Consider the following 14833-nt stretch of genomic DNA (forward strand, 5'->3'; position numbering starts at 1 on the left):
TGACAGCTTTATTATCACTTAACGGAAATGACGTTTCCGCAGGAGGTGTTATCGGCATGGCGATATTCCGATAATAATACCTGGAACTCTACGACTGATGCGGCTTGACTGGCGCTCCCGCCTTTATAGCGCCGCAAAAGGGCTGCAGAAAACAGCCAGGCGCTGTATCAGACCCGATCATTTAGCCCGCGCCAGGTAATTTGCAGATACTTTTACTGCTATTTGTTAAGTCGGCATAAACAATGCCTCTGGATCTGCGCCAGCCTTTTAGGATTATTCGGAACGCACCCTGCCGCTTCCGGCATGGCTTTCATTAATAACGCTGCGCGTTTTGCGCTTTTCGCCTTTAGATTGCCGGATAAATCATTTAAGCCCTCTCCCCCGCTCTGTCAGGATGTGAACATCAGTTCTCAACGATAGCTAATCAATAACTTTCAGTTATAAGGAGTAACGATGCGAGTTATTACGCTAGCTGGCAGCCCGCGTTTTCCGTCACGATCCACTTCGCTGCTTACCCTGTGCCAGCGCGCGCTGGAAGCGCGCGGCGTTGAGGTCATCCCCTGGCATATCCAGAACTTTCAGCCAGACGATCTCATTAACGCGCGCTTTGATGCCCCAGCGCTGCTGGCGCTGCGCGAAGATTTGGTCGCCGCCGACGGCGTGATCGTCGCCACGCCGGTCTATAAGGCCTCTTTCTCCGGCGCGCTGAAAACGCTGCTCGATCTGCTGCCCGAACGCGCCCTGGAGCACAAAGTGGTGCTGCCGCTGGCCAGCGGCGGCAGCGTGGCCCATATGCTTGCGGTCGATTACGCCCTGAAGCCGGTACTCAACGCGCTAAAGGCGCAGGAGATCCTGCACGGCGTGTTTGCCGAAGATCACCAGATTACCCACTACGATCGCCAGCCCGAACTGCAGGCGGCGCTGGCGCGCCGGCTGAATGAGGCGGTCGAGGCGTTCTGGCTGGCGCTGACCCGCCATCACAACCCTCTGGCTCAGGCTGTTTAAAGGAAAAAAACGATATGAAGAGTATCACCGGCTGGCTATTTGCCGCCCTCGCGGTACTGAGTTTGCAGACACAGGCGGCGGACGCGCCCGCGCAGATTCGCATCGGCTACCAGAAAGGGTCCGTCAGCATGGTGCTGGCGAAATCGCACCGACTGCTGGAGCAGCGCTTCCCCGACACCAAAATTCAGTGGATCGAATTTCCCGCCGGTCCGCAGATGCTGGAGGCGCTAAACGTCGACAGTATCGACCTTGGCAGCACCGGTGATATACCGCCGCTGTTCGCTCAGGCGGCGGGCGCCGACCTGCTTTACGTCGGCTCAGAGCCGCCTAAGCCGCAGGCTGAAGTCATTCTGGTGGCAAAGAACAGCCCGCTGAAAAGCGTCGCCGATCTGAAAGGCAAGAAAGTCGCCTTTCAGAAAGGCTCCAGCTCGCACAATCTGCTGCTGCGCGCCCTGCAGCGTGAAGGGCTCAGCTTTAAGGATATTCAGCCAGTCTATCTGACGCCCGCTGACGCGCGCGCCGCCTTCCAGCAGGGCGACGTGGACGCCTGGGCTATCTGGGATCCCTACTATTCCGCCGCGCTGCAGCAGGGCAACGTGCGCGTGCTGGCCGACGGCAGCCAGCTCAATCTCACCGGCTCTTTCTACCTGGCGACGCGCAAGTTCGCCGAGCATAACGGCGCCTTCGTTCAGCAGGTGCTCGATACCTTTAGCCAGGCGGATGCGCTGACGCTCAGCCAGCGCGATCGGAGCATCGATCTGCTCGCCGCCGCGATGGGCCTGCCGAAGCCGGTTATCGCCAGCTACCTCGACCACCGGCCGCCGACCCGCATTTCGCCGGTCAGCGCGCAAACCGCCGCGGCGCAGCAGCATACCGCCGATCTCTTCTATTCCAGCCACCTGATGCCGGTCAAACTGACGATCGCCGATCGCATCTGGCATCCCAGCGCCCAACTTCAGTAAGGAGCGAATAATGCGCTTATCTGTATTCTGGTTTCTTCCGACGCACGGCGACGGACACTATCTCGGCACCTCGGAAGGGGCGCGGCCGGTCGACCATGGCTACCTGCAACAGATCGCGCAGGCCGCAGACCGTCTGGGTTTCGGCGGCGTGCTTATCCCGACCGGCCGTTCGTGCGAAGACGCCTGGCTGGTGGCCGCCTCGCTGATCCCGGTCACGCAGCGCCTGCGTTTTTTGGTGGCGCTGCGCCCCGGCGTGATTTCGCCGACCCAGGCGGCGCGCCAGGCCGCCACGCTCGATCGCCTCTCTAACGGCCGCGCGCTGTTTAATCTGGTGACCGGCGGCGATCCCGAAGAGCTGGCGGGCGACGGCGTATTTCTCGATCACCATGAGCGCTATGTCGAATCGGCGGAGTTTACCCGCGTCTGGCGCCGCGTGCTGGAGGGCGAAACGGTCGATTATGCGGGCAAATATGTCAAGGTGCGCGGCGCGCGCCTGCTGTTCGACCCGGTGCAGCAGCCGCGTCCGCCGCTCTGGTTCGGCGGCTCATCCGAACCGGCGCAGGATCTGGCCGCCGAGCAGGTCGACGTCTACCTTACCTGGGGCGAACCGCCGGCGCTGGTGAAAGAGAAGATTGAACAGGTGCGTGCCAAAGCGGCGGCGCTGGGACGCAAGGTGCGCTTCGGCATTCGTCTGCACGTCATCGTGCGCGAAACCAACGATGAGGCCTGGCGCGCCGCCGATCGTCTGATTGCCCATCTGGACGACGACACCATCGCGAAGGCGCAGGCTGCATTCGCCCGCACCGACTCGGTAGGCCAGCAGCGCATGGCGGCGCTGCACAGCGGACGCCGCGACCAGCTGGAAATCAGCCCGAACCTGTGGGCGGGCGTCGGTCTGGTGCGCGGCGGCGCCGGCACCGCGCTGGTCGGCGACGGTCCAACCGTCGCCGCACGCATGCAGGAGTACGCCGACCTCGGCATCGAGACCTTTATTCTTTCCGGCTATCCGCATCTGGAAGAGGCGTATCGCGTCGGCGAGCTGCTCTTCCCGCATCTTGACCTGGAGGTGCCGCCGATCCCGCAACCGCGCGACGTGCAGGCGTTCGGCGAAACCGTCGCCAACGATTTCCGTCCGCAAAAAGTGTCGCAGAGCTGAGGGAGAAATGATGGCGAAAACCACTAAACGCATTACCAACCAGCTGGTGCCCTGGATTTTCCCGGCGCTGCTGGTGGCGATCTGGCAAATTGCCTCTCAGACCGGGCTGCTGTCGACGCGCATTCTGCCGTCGCCGGAAAATATTGTCATTACCTTCTGGCATCTGGCCGCCAGCGGCGAGCTGTGGCAGCACCTCGCCATCAGCGGCTGGCGCGCGCTGATCGGCTTTAGCATCGGCGGCTCCATCGGGCTGATTCTGGGGCTGATCACCGGCACCTCGCGCCTTGGCGAGCGGCTGCTTGACACCTCGGTGCAGATGCTGCGCAACGTGCCGCATCTGGCGCTGATCCCGCTGGTGATCCTCTGGTTCGGCATCGACGAGGCGGCGAAGATTTTTCTGGTGGCGCTCGGCACCCTGTTTCCCATCTACCTCAATACCTACCACGGCATCCGCAATATCGACCGGGGTCTGGTAGAGATGGCGCGCAGCTACGGCCTCTCGGGCTGGAGCCTGTTTATTCAGGTGATCCTGCCCGGCGCCTTGCCCTCGATTATGGTCGGCGTGCGTTTCGCGCTCGGCCTGATGTGGCTGACGCTGATCGTCGCCGAGACCATTTCCGCCAATTCGGGCATCGGCTATCTGGCGATGAACGCGCGCGAATTCCTGCAAACCGACGTGGTGGTGGTGGCGATTATTCTTTACGCCCTGCTCGGTAAACTGGCGGATGTCGCCGCCCTGCTGCTGGAGCGCATCTGGCTGCGCTGGCATCCAGCCTGGCAACTGAAGGAGGAGAACGCATGAGCACTTCACTCTCTCCGGCGCGGCTGAATGCCGGCACGCCGGTCGGCGTCAACGGCGTCAGCAAGCAGTACGGCAACCGCACCATCCTGAATCATATCGATTTGCATATTCCTTCCGGCCAGTTTGTCGCGGTCGTTGGGCGCAGCGGCTGCTGCAAGAGCACGCTGCTGCGCCTGCTGGCAGGGCTGGAGCAGACCACGCAGGGCGAGCTGCTGGCGGGCAACGCGCCGCTGCACACCGCGCGTGAAGATACCCGTCTGATGTTTCAGGACGCACGTCTGCTGCCGTGGAAGCGGGTTATCGATAATGTCGGTCTCGGCCTGAAGGGTCGCGAGTGGCGTGGCGCGGCGCTCGAGGCGCTCGAGGCGGTCGGGCTGGCGGAGCGCGCGCATGAGTGGCCCGCTGCGCTCTCCGGCGGACAGAAGCAGCGCGTGGCGCTGGCGCGTGCGCTGATTCACCGTCCGGGTCTGCTGCTGCTCGACGAGCCGCTCGGCGCGCTTGACGCGCTGACGCGTATTGAAATGCAGGGGCTGATCGAGTCGTTATGGCAGCAGCACCATTTTACCGTGCTGCTGGTGACACATGACGTCAGCGAGGCCGTCGCGATGGCGGATCGCGTGCTGCTGATCGAAGAGGGTCAGATTGGGCTCGATTTGCTGGTGGATTTGCCGCGTCCGCGCCGTCGCGGATCGGTCAGGCTGGCGGAGCTGGAGGCGGAGGTGCTGGACCGCGTGATGCGCCGCAGCGAAAGCGAGCAGCCGGCGCGCTACGCCCACCAGCGTTAAGGCAAGCGGCACCATAGCATAATACGCGGATGACAGGGTCCGAAGAGCAAAGCGTCCCGCGACAGGGATGTCGCGGGTCGAGCGCGCATGGATGCCTTGAGCGACTTTGCGATCGGACCCTGTCATCCGCGTCAGCACCGTAGGCTAACAAAAAGGCGGGGTTTACCCGCCTTTGCCGTTTAAGCGTTTAGCGCGCGGGTGATCTTCTCATAGAGATCGCCCGAGAGCTTATCCAGCCCCTGCAGCGTTTCCAGCGCCTGACGCATCAGCGCCTGACGGTCGGCGTCGTAGCGCTTCAGGCGGATCAGCGGCTCGATCATACGCGCCGCCACCTGCGGGTTGCGGGTATTAAGATCGGTCAGCATCTCCACCAGGAACTGATAGCCGCTGCCGTCTTTGGCGTGGAACGCCGCCGGGTTGCCAGAGACGAAGGCGCCGATCAGCGCGCGGATGCGGTTAGGGTTGCTCATGGAGAAAGAGCGATGCTGCAGCAGTTCGCGCACCTTCTGCAGGACGTCCGGCGACGGGCTGGTTGCCTGCAGCATGAGCCATTTGTCCATCACCAGGCCATCCCGATGCCAGCGCTCGTCGTAGTGCGCCAGCAGCGCGCCGCGGCACGGCAGCTGCGCCGCCACCGATGCCGCCAGCGCCGCCAGCGCGTCCGTCATATTGTTCGCCTGCTGATACTGCGTCTGCACCAGCCGATCCGCCAGCGCGGTTTCACCGAACGCCAGGTAGTACAGGCAGACATTTTTCAGCGCGCGCTGCCCCATCGCATCATGCTCGATGCGGTACTCGCCCTGCTGATTCGCGTTGTAGACGGCATAAAACTCATCCGCCAGCTCGGTGGCCAGCGTGCGCACCAGCGCCTCGCGCACCACCGTAATCGCCTGCGGATCGATCACCTCGAACAGCTCGGCAATCTCGTTCTCGCCCGGCAGCGTCAGAATCTGCGCGGTCAGCGCCGGATCGCGCCCTTCGTCCAGCAGCACCGCGCGGAACGCGTCGGCAACGTGCAGCGGCAGCGACAGCGGCTGGCCCTGCTGATGGCGCGCCACGTTAAGGCGGATATAGGTGGCCAGCAGGCTCTGCGCCGCATCCCAGCGGGCAAAGTCGTTGCGCGCATGGCGCATCAGGAAGGTGAGCTGGGCATCGCTCCATTTATAGTCGAGCTTCACCGGCGCGGAGAATTCGCGCAGCAGCGACGGCACCGGCTGGAAGTAGACGTTATCGAAGATAAAGGTCTGGAACTCCTCGGTCACGTTCAGCACGTGATGCACCGGATGACCGTTATGCTGCAGCGGGATCACCTTACCTTCGCCGTCATAGAGTTCGATATCGAGCGGAATATGCAGCGGCAGCTTCTCTTTCTGATCGGCGGTCGGCGGCGTGTGCTGCGTGACGTGCAGCGTATACTGCTCCAGCTCGGGGTTGTAGTCGTCGCGTACCGACAGCACCGGCGTGCCGCTCTGGCTGTACCAGCGGCGGAACTGCGACAGATCGACATTTGAGGCATCTTCCATCGCCTGCACGAAGTCGTCGCAGGTCGCCGCGCTGCCGTCGTGGCGCTCGAAGTAGAGCTGCATCCCTTTCTGGAAATTCTCTTCGCCGAGCAGCGTGTGCATCATGCGGATCACTTCCGATCCCTTTTCGTAAACGGTCAGGGTGTAGAAGTTATTCATCTCCATCACCTGATCCGGGCGGATCGGGTGCGCCATCGGGCTGGCGTCCTCGGCGAACTGCGCGCCGCGCATCACGCGCACGTTATCAATGCGGTTGACCGCGCGCGAGCCGAGATCGGAGCTGAACTCCTGATCGCGGAATACCGTCAGCCCCTCTTTCAGGCTGAGCTGGAACCAGTCGCGGCAGGTGACGCGGTTGCCGGTCCAGTTGTGAAAATATTCGTGGCCAATCACCGCTTCGATGCCGAGATAGTCTTTGTCGGTCGCGGTTTCCGCCTTCGCCAGCACATATTTGGAGTTAAAGACGTTCAGGCCTTTGTTCTCCATCGCGCCCATATTGAAGAAGTCGACGGCAACAATCATAAAGATGTCGAGGTCATACTCGAGGCCGAAGCGCTCCTCATCCCACTTCATGCTGTTTTTCAGCGAGGTCATCGCCCAGTCGGCGCGATCCAGATTGCCGCGATCGACGAAGATCTCCAGCGCCACGTCGCGGCCGGAGCGAGTCGTAAAGCTGTCGCGCAGCACGTCGAAATCGCCCGCCACCAGCGCAAAGAGATAGCAGGGTTTCGGGAAGGGATCCTGCCATTTCACCCAGTGCTTGCCCTGCTCCGCTTTGCCGCCGTCGATGCGGTTGCCGTTGGAGAGCAGATAGGGGTAGCGCGCCTCGTCGGCGACGATGGTAGTGGTAAAGCGCGCCAGCACGTCCGGGCGATCCAGATACCAGGTGATGTGGCGGAAGCCTTCGGCCTCGCACTGGGTGCAGAGCGCTTCGCCAGACTGATAGAGCCCTTCCAGCGCGGTATTTTTATCGGGATGAATATCGTTGACGATCTTGAGCTGGAACTGCTCCGGCAGCTGGCTCAGCACCAGCGCGCCCTCTTCCTGACGGTAGGCGCTCCACGGCGCGCCATCCACTTCAATGGCGATCAGGGTTAACGCTTCGCCATCGAGACGCAGCTCAGCCTGCGCATCGCCGAGACGTTTGACCTGGCTGACGGCGGTGACGCGCGTCACTGCGGCGTCGAGCGCAAAGGTCAGGTCGATATCGGTAATGGTGTAATCCGGCGCACGATAGTCGTGGCGATATTTAATGTGGTGCTGTTGCGTCATATTCCGTCTCGCATTGTTATAGGTTTACCGCCAAAGTCTAAGCGCGTTGCCTTTAGCTTGCCATGCACAATGCGCATCGCGGCATAAATAGCTACAATTCATTAACAACGGCACGTTTTACCCTCGACCTGCGGGCTTGAAATATGCTGTGATCGGTCGCAGTTACTGATTTATACTCCTGCGTCTTTATGACTCTCACACACCGGGCTCTGCGCCGCCGAACAGGATGCTGAAACGCACCATGACAGGACATGCTTCCCCGATACTGACTTCCCTGCTGGATACCGACGCCTACAAGCTTCATATGCAGCAAGCCGTATTTCACCGTTATCACGATGTCACGGTGGCGGCTGAGTTTCGTTGCCGCGGCGACGATCTGCTCGGTCTCTATGCGAATGAGATTCACGAGGCCATTCACGCCATGCAGACGCTAGCGCTGACCGATGACGAACACAGGTATCTCTCTGGCCTGCCCTTCTTCCACGCCGACTACCTTCACTGGCTGCGCGATTTTCGTTATAACCCCAACCAGGTGCAGGTAAGCAACCGCAACGGCCATCTCGCTATTCGCATCACCGGGCCCTGGCGCGAAGTGATTTTATGGGAGGTGCCGCTGCTGGCGCTGATCAGCGAAGTAGTGCACCGCCACCGCTCGCCGCTGGTGAGCGCGCAGCAGGCGGTTGACCATCTGCAGCAGAAGCTGAGCGCCTTCCGCCGCGACGTCGCCGACATCGATATGTCGCGCTTTCGCCTGATGGACTTTGGCACTCGCCGCCGCTTCTCGCAGGAGGTGCAGCAGGCCATCGTCGCCAGCCTGAAGCAGGACTTCCCCTGGCTGATCGGCACCAGCAACTACGATCTGGCGCGCCGCCTGGCGCTGACGCCGGTCGGCACCCAGGCGCACGAATGGTTTCAGGCTTTTCAGCAGATCAGCCCGGTGCTGGCCAATAGCCAGCGCGCGGCTCTGCAGGCGTGGCTCGACGAGTATGACGGTGAGCTGGGCATCGCACTGACCGACTGCATCGCGATGGACGCCTTCCTGCGCGACTTCGGCGTTAACTTCGCCAGCCGCTATCAGGGACTGCGCCACGATTCAGGCGATCCTGTCGAATGGGGCGAAAAGGCGCTGGCTCACTATGAGAAGCTGGGCATCGATCCGCACAGCAAAACCCTGGTCTTTTCCGACAACCTCGACCTGGATAAGGCGCTGACGCTCTATCGTCATTTTGGCCAGCGCACCAACGTCGTCTTTGGCATCGGCACCCGCCTGACCTGCGATATTCCCGGCGTCCGGCCGCTCAATATCGTGATTAAACTGGTGGAGTGCAACGGCAAGCCGGTAGCGAAGCTCTCCGACAGTCCGGGCAAAACCATCTGTCAGGATCAGGCCTTCGTCCGCGCCCTGCGCAAAGCTTTCGATCTGCCACTGGTGAAAAAAGCCAGCTAATCCTCGCGTTATCGGGGCGTTGATGCGCCCTGCTTCTGCTGTAATAAATCTGCCGTCCCGCCGGATTTTGCTTGTTTCCTTGCGACTCGCAAGTAACATAGCAACACCCCGGTCTGGGGAGATTGTTTAAACTCACTTCTTCTATATAGAGAGATATTTATGAGCGTAGTGCCTGTAGCGGACGTACTGCACGGTCGCGTCGCGGTTGACAGTGAAGTCACCGTACGTGGTTGGGTGCGTACCCGAAGAGATTCAAAAGCCGGTCTTTCCTTCGTCGCCGTTTATGACGGTTCCTGCTTTAATCCCGTTCAGGCCGTTGTGAATAATTCTCTGAATAATTATCAGGACGAGGTTCTGCACCTGACCACCGGCTGCTCGGTGATCGTGACCGGCACCGTGGTGGCCTCGCCGGGCCAGGGCCAGGCGTTTGAGATCCAGGCGACCCGCGTGGAAGTGACCGGCTGGGTGGACGATCCCGACACCTATCCGATGGCGGCGAAGCGTCACAGCATCGAATACCTGCGCGAAGTGGCGCACCTGCGTCCGCGCACCAACCTGATCGGCGCCGTGGCGCGCGTGCGCCATACCCTGGCGCAGGCGCTGCATCGCTTCTTCCACGAGAACGGCTACTTCTGGGTATCGACCCCGCTGATCACCGCCTCTGACACCGAAGGCGCGGGTGAGATGTTCCGCGTCTCGACGCTGGATCTGGAAAACCTGCCGCGCACGCCGCAGGGTGCCGTCGACTTTAACGAAGATTTCTTCGGCAAAGAGGCCTTCCTGACCGTTTCCGGCCAGCTGAACGGTGAAACCTACGCCTGTGCCCTGTCGAAAATCTATACCTTCGGCCCAACCTTCCGTGCGGAAAACTCCAACACCAGCCGCCATCTGGCAGAGTTCTGGATGCTGGAGCCGGAAATCGCCTTCGCCACGCTGGATGACGCCGCCGCGCTCGCGGAAGCGATGTTGAAATATGTATTTAAAGCGGTGCTGGATGAACGCGCCGACGATATGGCGTTCTTTGCCGAACGCGTAGATAAAGAGGCGGTCGATCGTCTGCAGCGCTTTATCTCCACCGACTTCGCGCAGGTTGACTACACCGACGCTATTACCATTCTGGAAAAGTGCGGACAGCGCTTTGAAAACCCGGTTTCCTGGGGCATCGATCTCTCTTCAGAGCACGAGCGCTATCTGGCCGAGCAGCACTTTAAAGCGCCGGTGGTAGTAAAAAACTATCCGAAAGAGATCAAGGCGTTCTATATGCGCCTTAATGAAGATAATAAAACCGTTGCGGCGATGGATGTGCTGGCGCCGGGCATCGGCGAAATCATCGGCGGTTCGCAGCGTGAAGAGCGTCTCGACGTGCTGGACGCGCGTATGGAAGAGATGGGTCTGAACAAAGAAGATTACTGGTGGTATCGCGATCTGCGTCGCTACGGCACCGTGCCTCATTCAGGCTTCGGGTTAGGCTTTGAACGTTTAATCGCCTATGTCACCGGCGTACAAAATGTAAGGGACGTTATCCCTTTCCCACGCACCCCGCGCAATGCAAATTTCTAAAATTATCTATTAATTATAAGAAATTCATATATATAAAGAGGTCGGCACTGCCGGCCTTTTTTTATTTTTGTAAATTTTGAGTTCTCTCACAAAGTTCCCCGGAATTTACATTTTGTAATACAAATTTTCTTTCAGAAACCAGATTACGAGTTTAGTAGCATTTTCAGGGTGGCATATCCTGCTTCGGGATGGAAAGATGCGTGCAGACACAGGAAGACACCAAACTTCTCTCAGGGTTCCGTAACGGTTTCTTGACGGCAGTGGCAGGTGTCCGAATAAACTCCAATGAGGGTAATAAATAATGATGAAGCGCAACATTCTTGCAGTGGTTATCCCTGCTCTGTTAGCTGCCGGCGCAGCAAACGCAGCAGAAATTTATAATAAAGACGGCAACAAGCTGGACCTGTATGGCAAGGCTGTTGGTCTGCACTATTTTTCTGATAACGATGCTGCTAATGGCGACGGCAACAATGGCGACAAATCTTATGTTCGCTTCGGCTTCAAGGGTGAAACTCAGATCAATGACCAGCTGACCGGTTACGGCCAGTGGGAATACAACGTTCAGGCCAACAACTCTGAAGGTTCTGACGCACAGAATGGCAACAAAACCCGTCTGGGCTTTGCCGGTCTGAAATTTGGCGACGCAGGTTCAATCGACTACGGTCGTAACTATGGCGTTGTGTACGACGCAATCGGCTGGACCGATATGCTGCCAGAATTCGGCGGCGACTCTGGTTACTCAGACAACTTCATGAACGGCCGTAGCACTGGCCTGCTGACCTACCGCAACAAAAACTTCTTCGGCTTGGTTGATGGCTGGGACTTTGCGGTACAGTATCAGGGTAAAAACGAGCGTACCGACGTTCGTCGTGCTAACGGTGATGGCTGGGGCGCATCAACGTCTTACACTTCACCAATTGGCGTAGGCATTGTTGGCGCATACAGCAGCAGCGATCGTACTGATAGCCAGGCGGCGGGTACTACCGACGTGAACGGTACCGTATATGGCCAGGGCAAACGCGCTGAAAACTGGGCAACTGCTCTGAAATATGATGCTAACAACGTTTACCTGGCAGCAATGTATGGTGAGACTCGCAACTCCACGCCAATCTCTGTAACTACCAGCTTCAACAGCGCGGGTGTTGCTCAGTCAGGCCCAGCGTTCGCCAACAAAGCGCAGAACATCGAGCTGGTTGCACAGTATCAGTTCGACTTCGGTCTGCGTCCGTCTATCGCCTACGTACAGTCTAAAGGCAAAGACATCGAAGGCGTGGGCGATACTGACCTGGTTAAATACATCGACGTGGGCGCAACCTACTACTTCAACAAAAACATGTCGACCTATGTTGACTATCAGATCAACCAGCTGGATGACAACAACCGCCTGGGTCTGAACACCGACGACACCGTAGCAGTAGGCCTGGTTTACCAGTTCTAAGTTACCTGTCGCAGAAAAAACGGAGCTTCGGCTCCGTTTTTTTATGCCTGCTATTCACCGCACAGCGGCGCTCTCCTTATCTTTTTCCTGCGCCTGCGTAATCTCCGACGCCCGGCGACGATTTTTTGCGTAAACGGTTGGCAATGCGCAGCGCTGACGTTAACCTGAAGGCTCATTTCGTTAAAGTTCACGCTACTGGACACGACTCATGTTTGAATCTATCTCTGCGGCACCCGCCGATCCTATTCTTGGGCTGGCCGATCTGTTTCGCGCTGACGACCGCCCGCACAAAATCAACCTTGGCATCGGCGTTTATAAAGACGAAACCGGCAATACGCCGGTGCTCACCAGCGTAAAAAAAGCCGAGCAGTATCTGCTGGAAAACGAAACCACCAAAAACTACCTCAGCATTGATGGCCTGGCTGATTTTGCGCGCTGCACCCAGGAGCTGCTGTTTGGCGCAGAGAACCCGCTCATCGCCGCTGGCCGCGCGCGCACCGCGCAGACCCCTGGCGGCACCGGCGCGCTGCGCGTCGCGGCAGATTTTCTCGCCACGCAGACAGCCGTCAAGCGCGTCTGGGTTAGTAACCCCAGCTGGCCGAACCATAAAAACGTCTTTAACGCGGCGGGCCTCGAGGTGTGCGAATACGCCTGGTACGATGCGGAAAACCATCAGCTCGACTTCGACGGCATGCTGGCCGCGCTGCAGGAGGCCAAAGCAGGCGACGTGGTGCTGTTCCACGGCTGCTGCCATAATCCGACCGGCATCGATCCGACGGCGGAACAGTGGAGCCAGCTGGCGCAGCTCTCTCAAGCAAAAGGATGGCTGCCGCTGTTTGACTTCGCCTATCAGGGCTTTGCGCGCGGCCTGAATGAAGATGCGGAAGGACTGCGTATTTTCGCCGCCTCGCATCAGGAGCTGATTGTCGCCAGCTCATACTCCAAAAACTTCGGCTTATACAATGAGCGCGTCGGCGCCATTACCCTGGTGGCGGCCGATGCAGCGACGGCTGATACCGCCTTTAGCCAGATGAAGTACACCATTCGCGCCAACTACTCTAACCCACCCGCGCATGGCGCCGCCGTGGTGGCGACTATCCTGAGCAATCAGGCGCTGCGCACTATCTGGGAGCAGGAGCTGACCGATATGCGCCAGCGTATTCAGCGCATGCGTCAGCTGTTTGTGAATACCCTGGCGGAGAAAGGTGCCACGCGCGACTTCAGCTTTATTATTCAGCAGAACGGCATGTTCTCTTTTAGCGGCCTGACCAAAGACCAGGTTATTCGCCTGCGTGACGAGTTTGCCGTCTATGCGGTAAATTCAGGTCGGGTTAACGTTGCAGGCATGACGCCGGATAATATGTCGGCGCTGTGCGAGGCGATTGTTGCCGTGCTCTGAGCCAAAACCGCATTCTGCGGCTGCGCGGCAAGCTTCGCTGATGCGCGTGACTTGCGCGCATCAGCAAACAGAATGGGCCACTACGGCCCATTTTTTATTGCAGAAAGGGGTTGCTGATACGTTCGCGTCCCAGCGTCGAGATGGCGCCGTGGCCGGGCAAGAAAGTGATATCGTCGCCCAGCGGCAGCAGCTTCTCTTTAATTGAGGCGATCAAATCCTGATGGCTGCCCTGCGGGAAGTCGGTTCGCCCGACGCCGCCGTGGAAAATTACATCGCCGGAAATCAGCAGTCGCCCTGCGCGATCGAAAAAGACGATATGGCCTGGCGTATGGCCGGGCGTGTGCAGGATCGTCAGCTCGACGTTGCCGACCTGTACGCTGTCGCCCTCCTCCAGCCAGCGATCAGGCGTAAAGGGCGCACACTCCGCCAGACCAAACATCCGACTCTGCGTCGGCAGCGCTTCCAGCCAGAAAGCGTCCAGACGGTGCGGACCGACGATCGGTGCCTGATAGTGCGCCGCCAGCTCCGCCGCTGCGCCAACGTGATCCAGGTGGCCGTGCGTCAGTAAAATCTGGCGAGGAGTAAGATTGAGCTGCTGGAGCGTTTCAATAATGGTCGCCGCATCGCCGCCCGGATCGACCAGGGCGGCGTCGCGCGTCGCCTCACACCAGATAACCGAACAGTTCTGCGCAAAGGCGGTAACAGGAATAATGTGGTAGTTCATAACGCTCCATGACCGGCGCACGCAGCGTTGCCGGCGTCATTACCAGTGCCGTACCGGCCCGGTATCAATATGAACGAAGTTGCTGCGAGGATAATATCCTACACCACCGGCACGCATTGTTAAGGCCGCTTTGCGAATGTTATTCAGCGCGATGCCTTCGATATGAAAATCCATCGCCTGGCCTTTGGTGTGGTAGCTATGCTTCGCCACGCCCGGACCGCTTTCGCGTAGCATGTTATTCGTCGCCAGCGAGCGATAGCCGGAAATCAGCTGAATCGGCTTGCGGGTTTCGAGCAGCGCCTGCAGGCGATAGATCTGATCGAAGAGATGGGGATCGATGCTTTTGGTCAGATTGGCGCGATAGTCGCGGAAAAAGTGGTTAAGACGAGCCAGCTCGCTCTTATCGTAACTTTTCCCATTAAAAAACTCAGTTTTAAGGGTTTCACCGGTGTGAAGATTGCTCAGCGTCAGCACGCGAGGGCGCGACGTTGAAAGCGAGGCCATGGCTGCGTTAGGCAGCAGCGCCATGCCGGCCGCAGCCGTTCCGCCAAGAAGCAATTTGCGACGTGTTAAGTTAAAACTGGACATGAAAAACGGTTACCTGAGATTAAAGCCATCGAAATGTGCAAAAACCGCACAAGGCCGCACCATAACCGGCCATTTGGGCCACGTCAACCCGCCGTAAAGAGGTTTGCGCGGCGATCCCGGACGGGATCGCCATTCTGGAATCCTTATCGCAGCGGCGGCGAAAAGGAACAGG

12 protein-coding genes are annotated in these 14833 nt (G+C 59.1%); 9 read left to right on the forward strand and 3 right to left on the reverse strand.

Features of this window, described 5'->3' with window-relative positions; genetic code table 11:
• Positions 1-453 precede the first annotated feature (453 nt).
• Genes ssuE through ssuB form a run of 5 tightly spaced genes read left to right on the forward strand, consistent with a single transcriptional unit; the run spans position 454 to position 4710 of the window.
• Positions 454-1005 (forward strand): NADPH-dependent FMN reductase, encoded by a 552-nt coding sequence (ssuE, locus tag Q9R34_RS06415; protein WP_434124549.1) that lies wholly within the window; start codon positions 454-456, stop codon positions 1003-1005.
• A gap of 14 nt (positions 1006-1019) precedes the next feature.
• Positions 1020-1967: a sulfonate ABC transporter substrate-binding protein gene (locus tag Q9R34_RS06420; protein WP_434124548.1), complete on the forward strand. Its 948-nt coding sequence runs from the start codon at positions 1020-1022 to the stop codon at positions 1965-1967.
• Positions 1968-1977: 10 nt separating this feature from the next.
• On the forward strand, positions 1978-3123 hold the full coding sequence (ssuD, locus tag Q9R34_RS06425) for an FMNH2-dependent alkanesulfonate monooxygenase (protein ID WP_434124547.1): 1146 nt from the start codon (positions 1978-1980) through the stop codon (positions 3121-3123).
• A 10-nt stretch (positions 3124-3133) separates the two neighbouring features.
• Positions 3134-3925: an aliphatic sulfonate ABC transporter permease SsuC gene (gene ssuC, locus Q9R34_RS06430; RefSeq protein ID WP_096072895.1), complete on the forward strand. Its 792-nt coding sequence runs from the start codon at positions 3134-3136 to the stop codon at positions 3923-3925.
• The gene (ssuB, locus tag Q9R34_RS06435) at positions 3922-4710 is read left to right on the forward strand and encodes an aliphatic sulfonates ABC transporter ATP-binding protein (RefSeq protein WP_485892832.1); all 789 of its coding nucleotides are present in this window, start codon (positions 3922-3924) and stop codon (positions 4708-4710) included. The genes ssuC and ssuB overlap by 4 nt, the downstream gene beginning before the upstream one ends.
• A gap of 179 nt (positions 4711-4889) precedes the next feature.
• Here the strand turns inward: ssuB and pepN are convergent, their stop codons facing one another.
• Positions 4890-7505: an aminopeptidase N gene (gene pepN, locus Q9R34_RS06440; RefSeq protein WP_485892833.1), complete on the reverse strand. Its 2616-nt coding sequence runs from the start codon at positions 7503-7505 to the stop codon at positions 4890-4892.
• A 241-nt stretch (positions 7506-7746) separates the two neighbouring features.
• Between pepN and pncB the strand changes: the two genes are divergently transcribed.
• The 4 genes from pncB (at position 7747) to Q9R34_RS06460 (ending at position 13349) form a co-directional block, all read left to right on the forward strand.
• Positions 7747-8952 (forward strand): nicotinate phosphoribosyltransferase, encoded by a 1206-nt coding sequence (gene pncB, locus Q9R34_RS06445; protein ID WP_485892834.1) that lies wholly within the window; start codon positions 7747-7749, stop codon positions 8950-8952.
• A gap of 159 nt (positions 8953-9111) precedes the next feature.
• On the forward strand, positions 9112-10512 hold the full coding sequence (gene asnS / locus Q9R34_RS06450) for an asparagine--tRNA ligase (RefSeq protein ID WP_434124542.1): 1401 nt from the start codon (positions 9112-9114) through the stop codon (positions 10510-10512).
• A 301-nt stretch (positions 10513-10813) separates the two neighbouring features.
• On the forward strand, positions 10814-11950 hold the full coding sequence (gene ompF / locus Q9R34_RS06455) for a porin OmpF (protein ID WP_434124541.1): 1137 nt from the start codon (positions 10814-10816) through the stop codon (positions 11948-11950).
• 208 nt (positions 11951-12158) lie between these two features.
• The gene (locus Q9R34_RS06460) at positions 12159-13349 is read left to right on the forward strand and encodes an amino acid aminotransferase (protein WP_485892836.1); all 1191 of its coding nucleotides are present in this window, start codon (positions 12159-12161) and stop codon (positions 13347-13349) included.
• Positions 13350-13443: 94 nt separating this feature from the next.
• On the opposite strand, the gene Q9R34_RS06465 is transcribed toward Q9R34_RS06460, so the two are convergent.
• Together Q9R34_RS06465 and mepK are read right to left on the reverse strand one after the other, a co-directional pair.
• A complete protein-coding gene (locus tag Q9R34_RS06465; protein ID WP_434124538.1) occupies positions 13444-14073 on the reverse strand; it encodes an MBL fold metallo-hydrolase in 630 nt (209 codons plus the stop codon).
• A 39-nt stretch (positions 14074-14112) separates the two neighbouring features.
• Positions 14113-14661, reverse strand: a complete 549-nt coding sequence (mepK, locus tag Q9R34_RS06470; protein ID WP_033751243.1) for a peptidoglycan L,D-endopeptidase MepK — start codon at positions 14659-14661, stop codon at positions 14113-14115.
• Positions 14662-14833: the final 172 nt, after the last annotated feature.

It is taken from the genome of Enterobacter sp. BRE11 (assembly GCF_031844285.1).
Classification (GTDB): Bacteria; Pseudomonadota; Gammaproteobacteria; order Enterobacterales; family Enterobacteriaceae; genus Pantoea.

Coding starts and splice junctions, on each gene's coding strand:
- ssuE (WP_434124549.1), top strand. CDS start 454: ATGCGAGTTATTACGCTAGCTGGCAGCCCGCGTTTTCCGTCACGATCC.
- Q9R34_RS06420 (WP_434124548.1), top strand. CDS start 1,020: ATGAAGAGTATCACCGGCTGGCTATTTGCCGCCCTCGCGGTACTGAGT.
- ssuD (WP_434124547.1), top strand. CDS start 1,978: ATGCGCTTATCTGTATTCTGGTTTCTTCCGACGCACGGCGACGGACAC.
- ssuC (WP_096072895.1), top strand. CDS start 3,134: ATGGCGAAAACCACTAAACGCATTACCAACCAGCTGGTGCCCTGGATT.
- ssuB (WP_485892832.1), top strand. CDS start 3,922: ATGAGCACTTCACTCTCTCCGGCGCGGCTGAATGCCGGCACGCCGGTC.
- pepN (WP_485892833.1), bottom strand. CDS start 7,505: ATGACGCAACAGCACCACATTAAATATCGCCACGACTATCGTGCGCCG.
- pncB (WP_485892834.1), top strand. CDS start 7,747: ATGACAGGACATGCTTCCCCGATACTGACTTCCCTGCTGGATACCGAC.
- asnS (WP_434124542.1), top strand. CDS start 9,112: ATGAGCGTAGTGCCTGTAGCGGACGTACTGCACGGTCGCGTCGCGGTT.
- ompF (WP_434124541.1), top strand. CDS start 10,814: ATGATGAAGCGCAACATTCTTGCAGTGGTTATCCCTGCTCTGTTAGCT.
- Q9R34_RS06460 (WP_485892836.1), top strand. CDS start 12,159: ATGTTTGAATCTATCTCTGCGGCACCCGCCGATCCTATTCTTGGGCTG.
- Q9R34_RS06465 (WP_434124538.1), bottom strand. CDS start 14,073: ATGAACTACCACATTATTCCTGTTACCGCCTTTGCGCAGAACTGTTCG.
- mepK (WP_033751243.1), bottom strand. CDS start 14,661: ATGTCCAGTTTTAACTTAACACGTCGCAAATTGCTTCTTGGCGGAACG.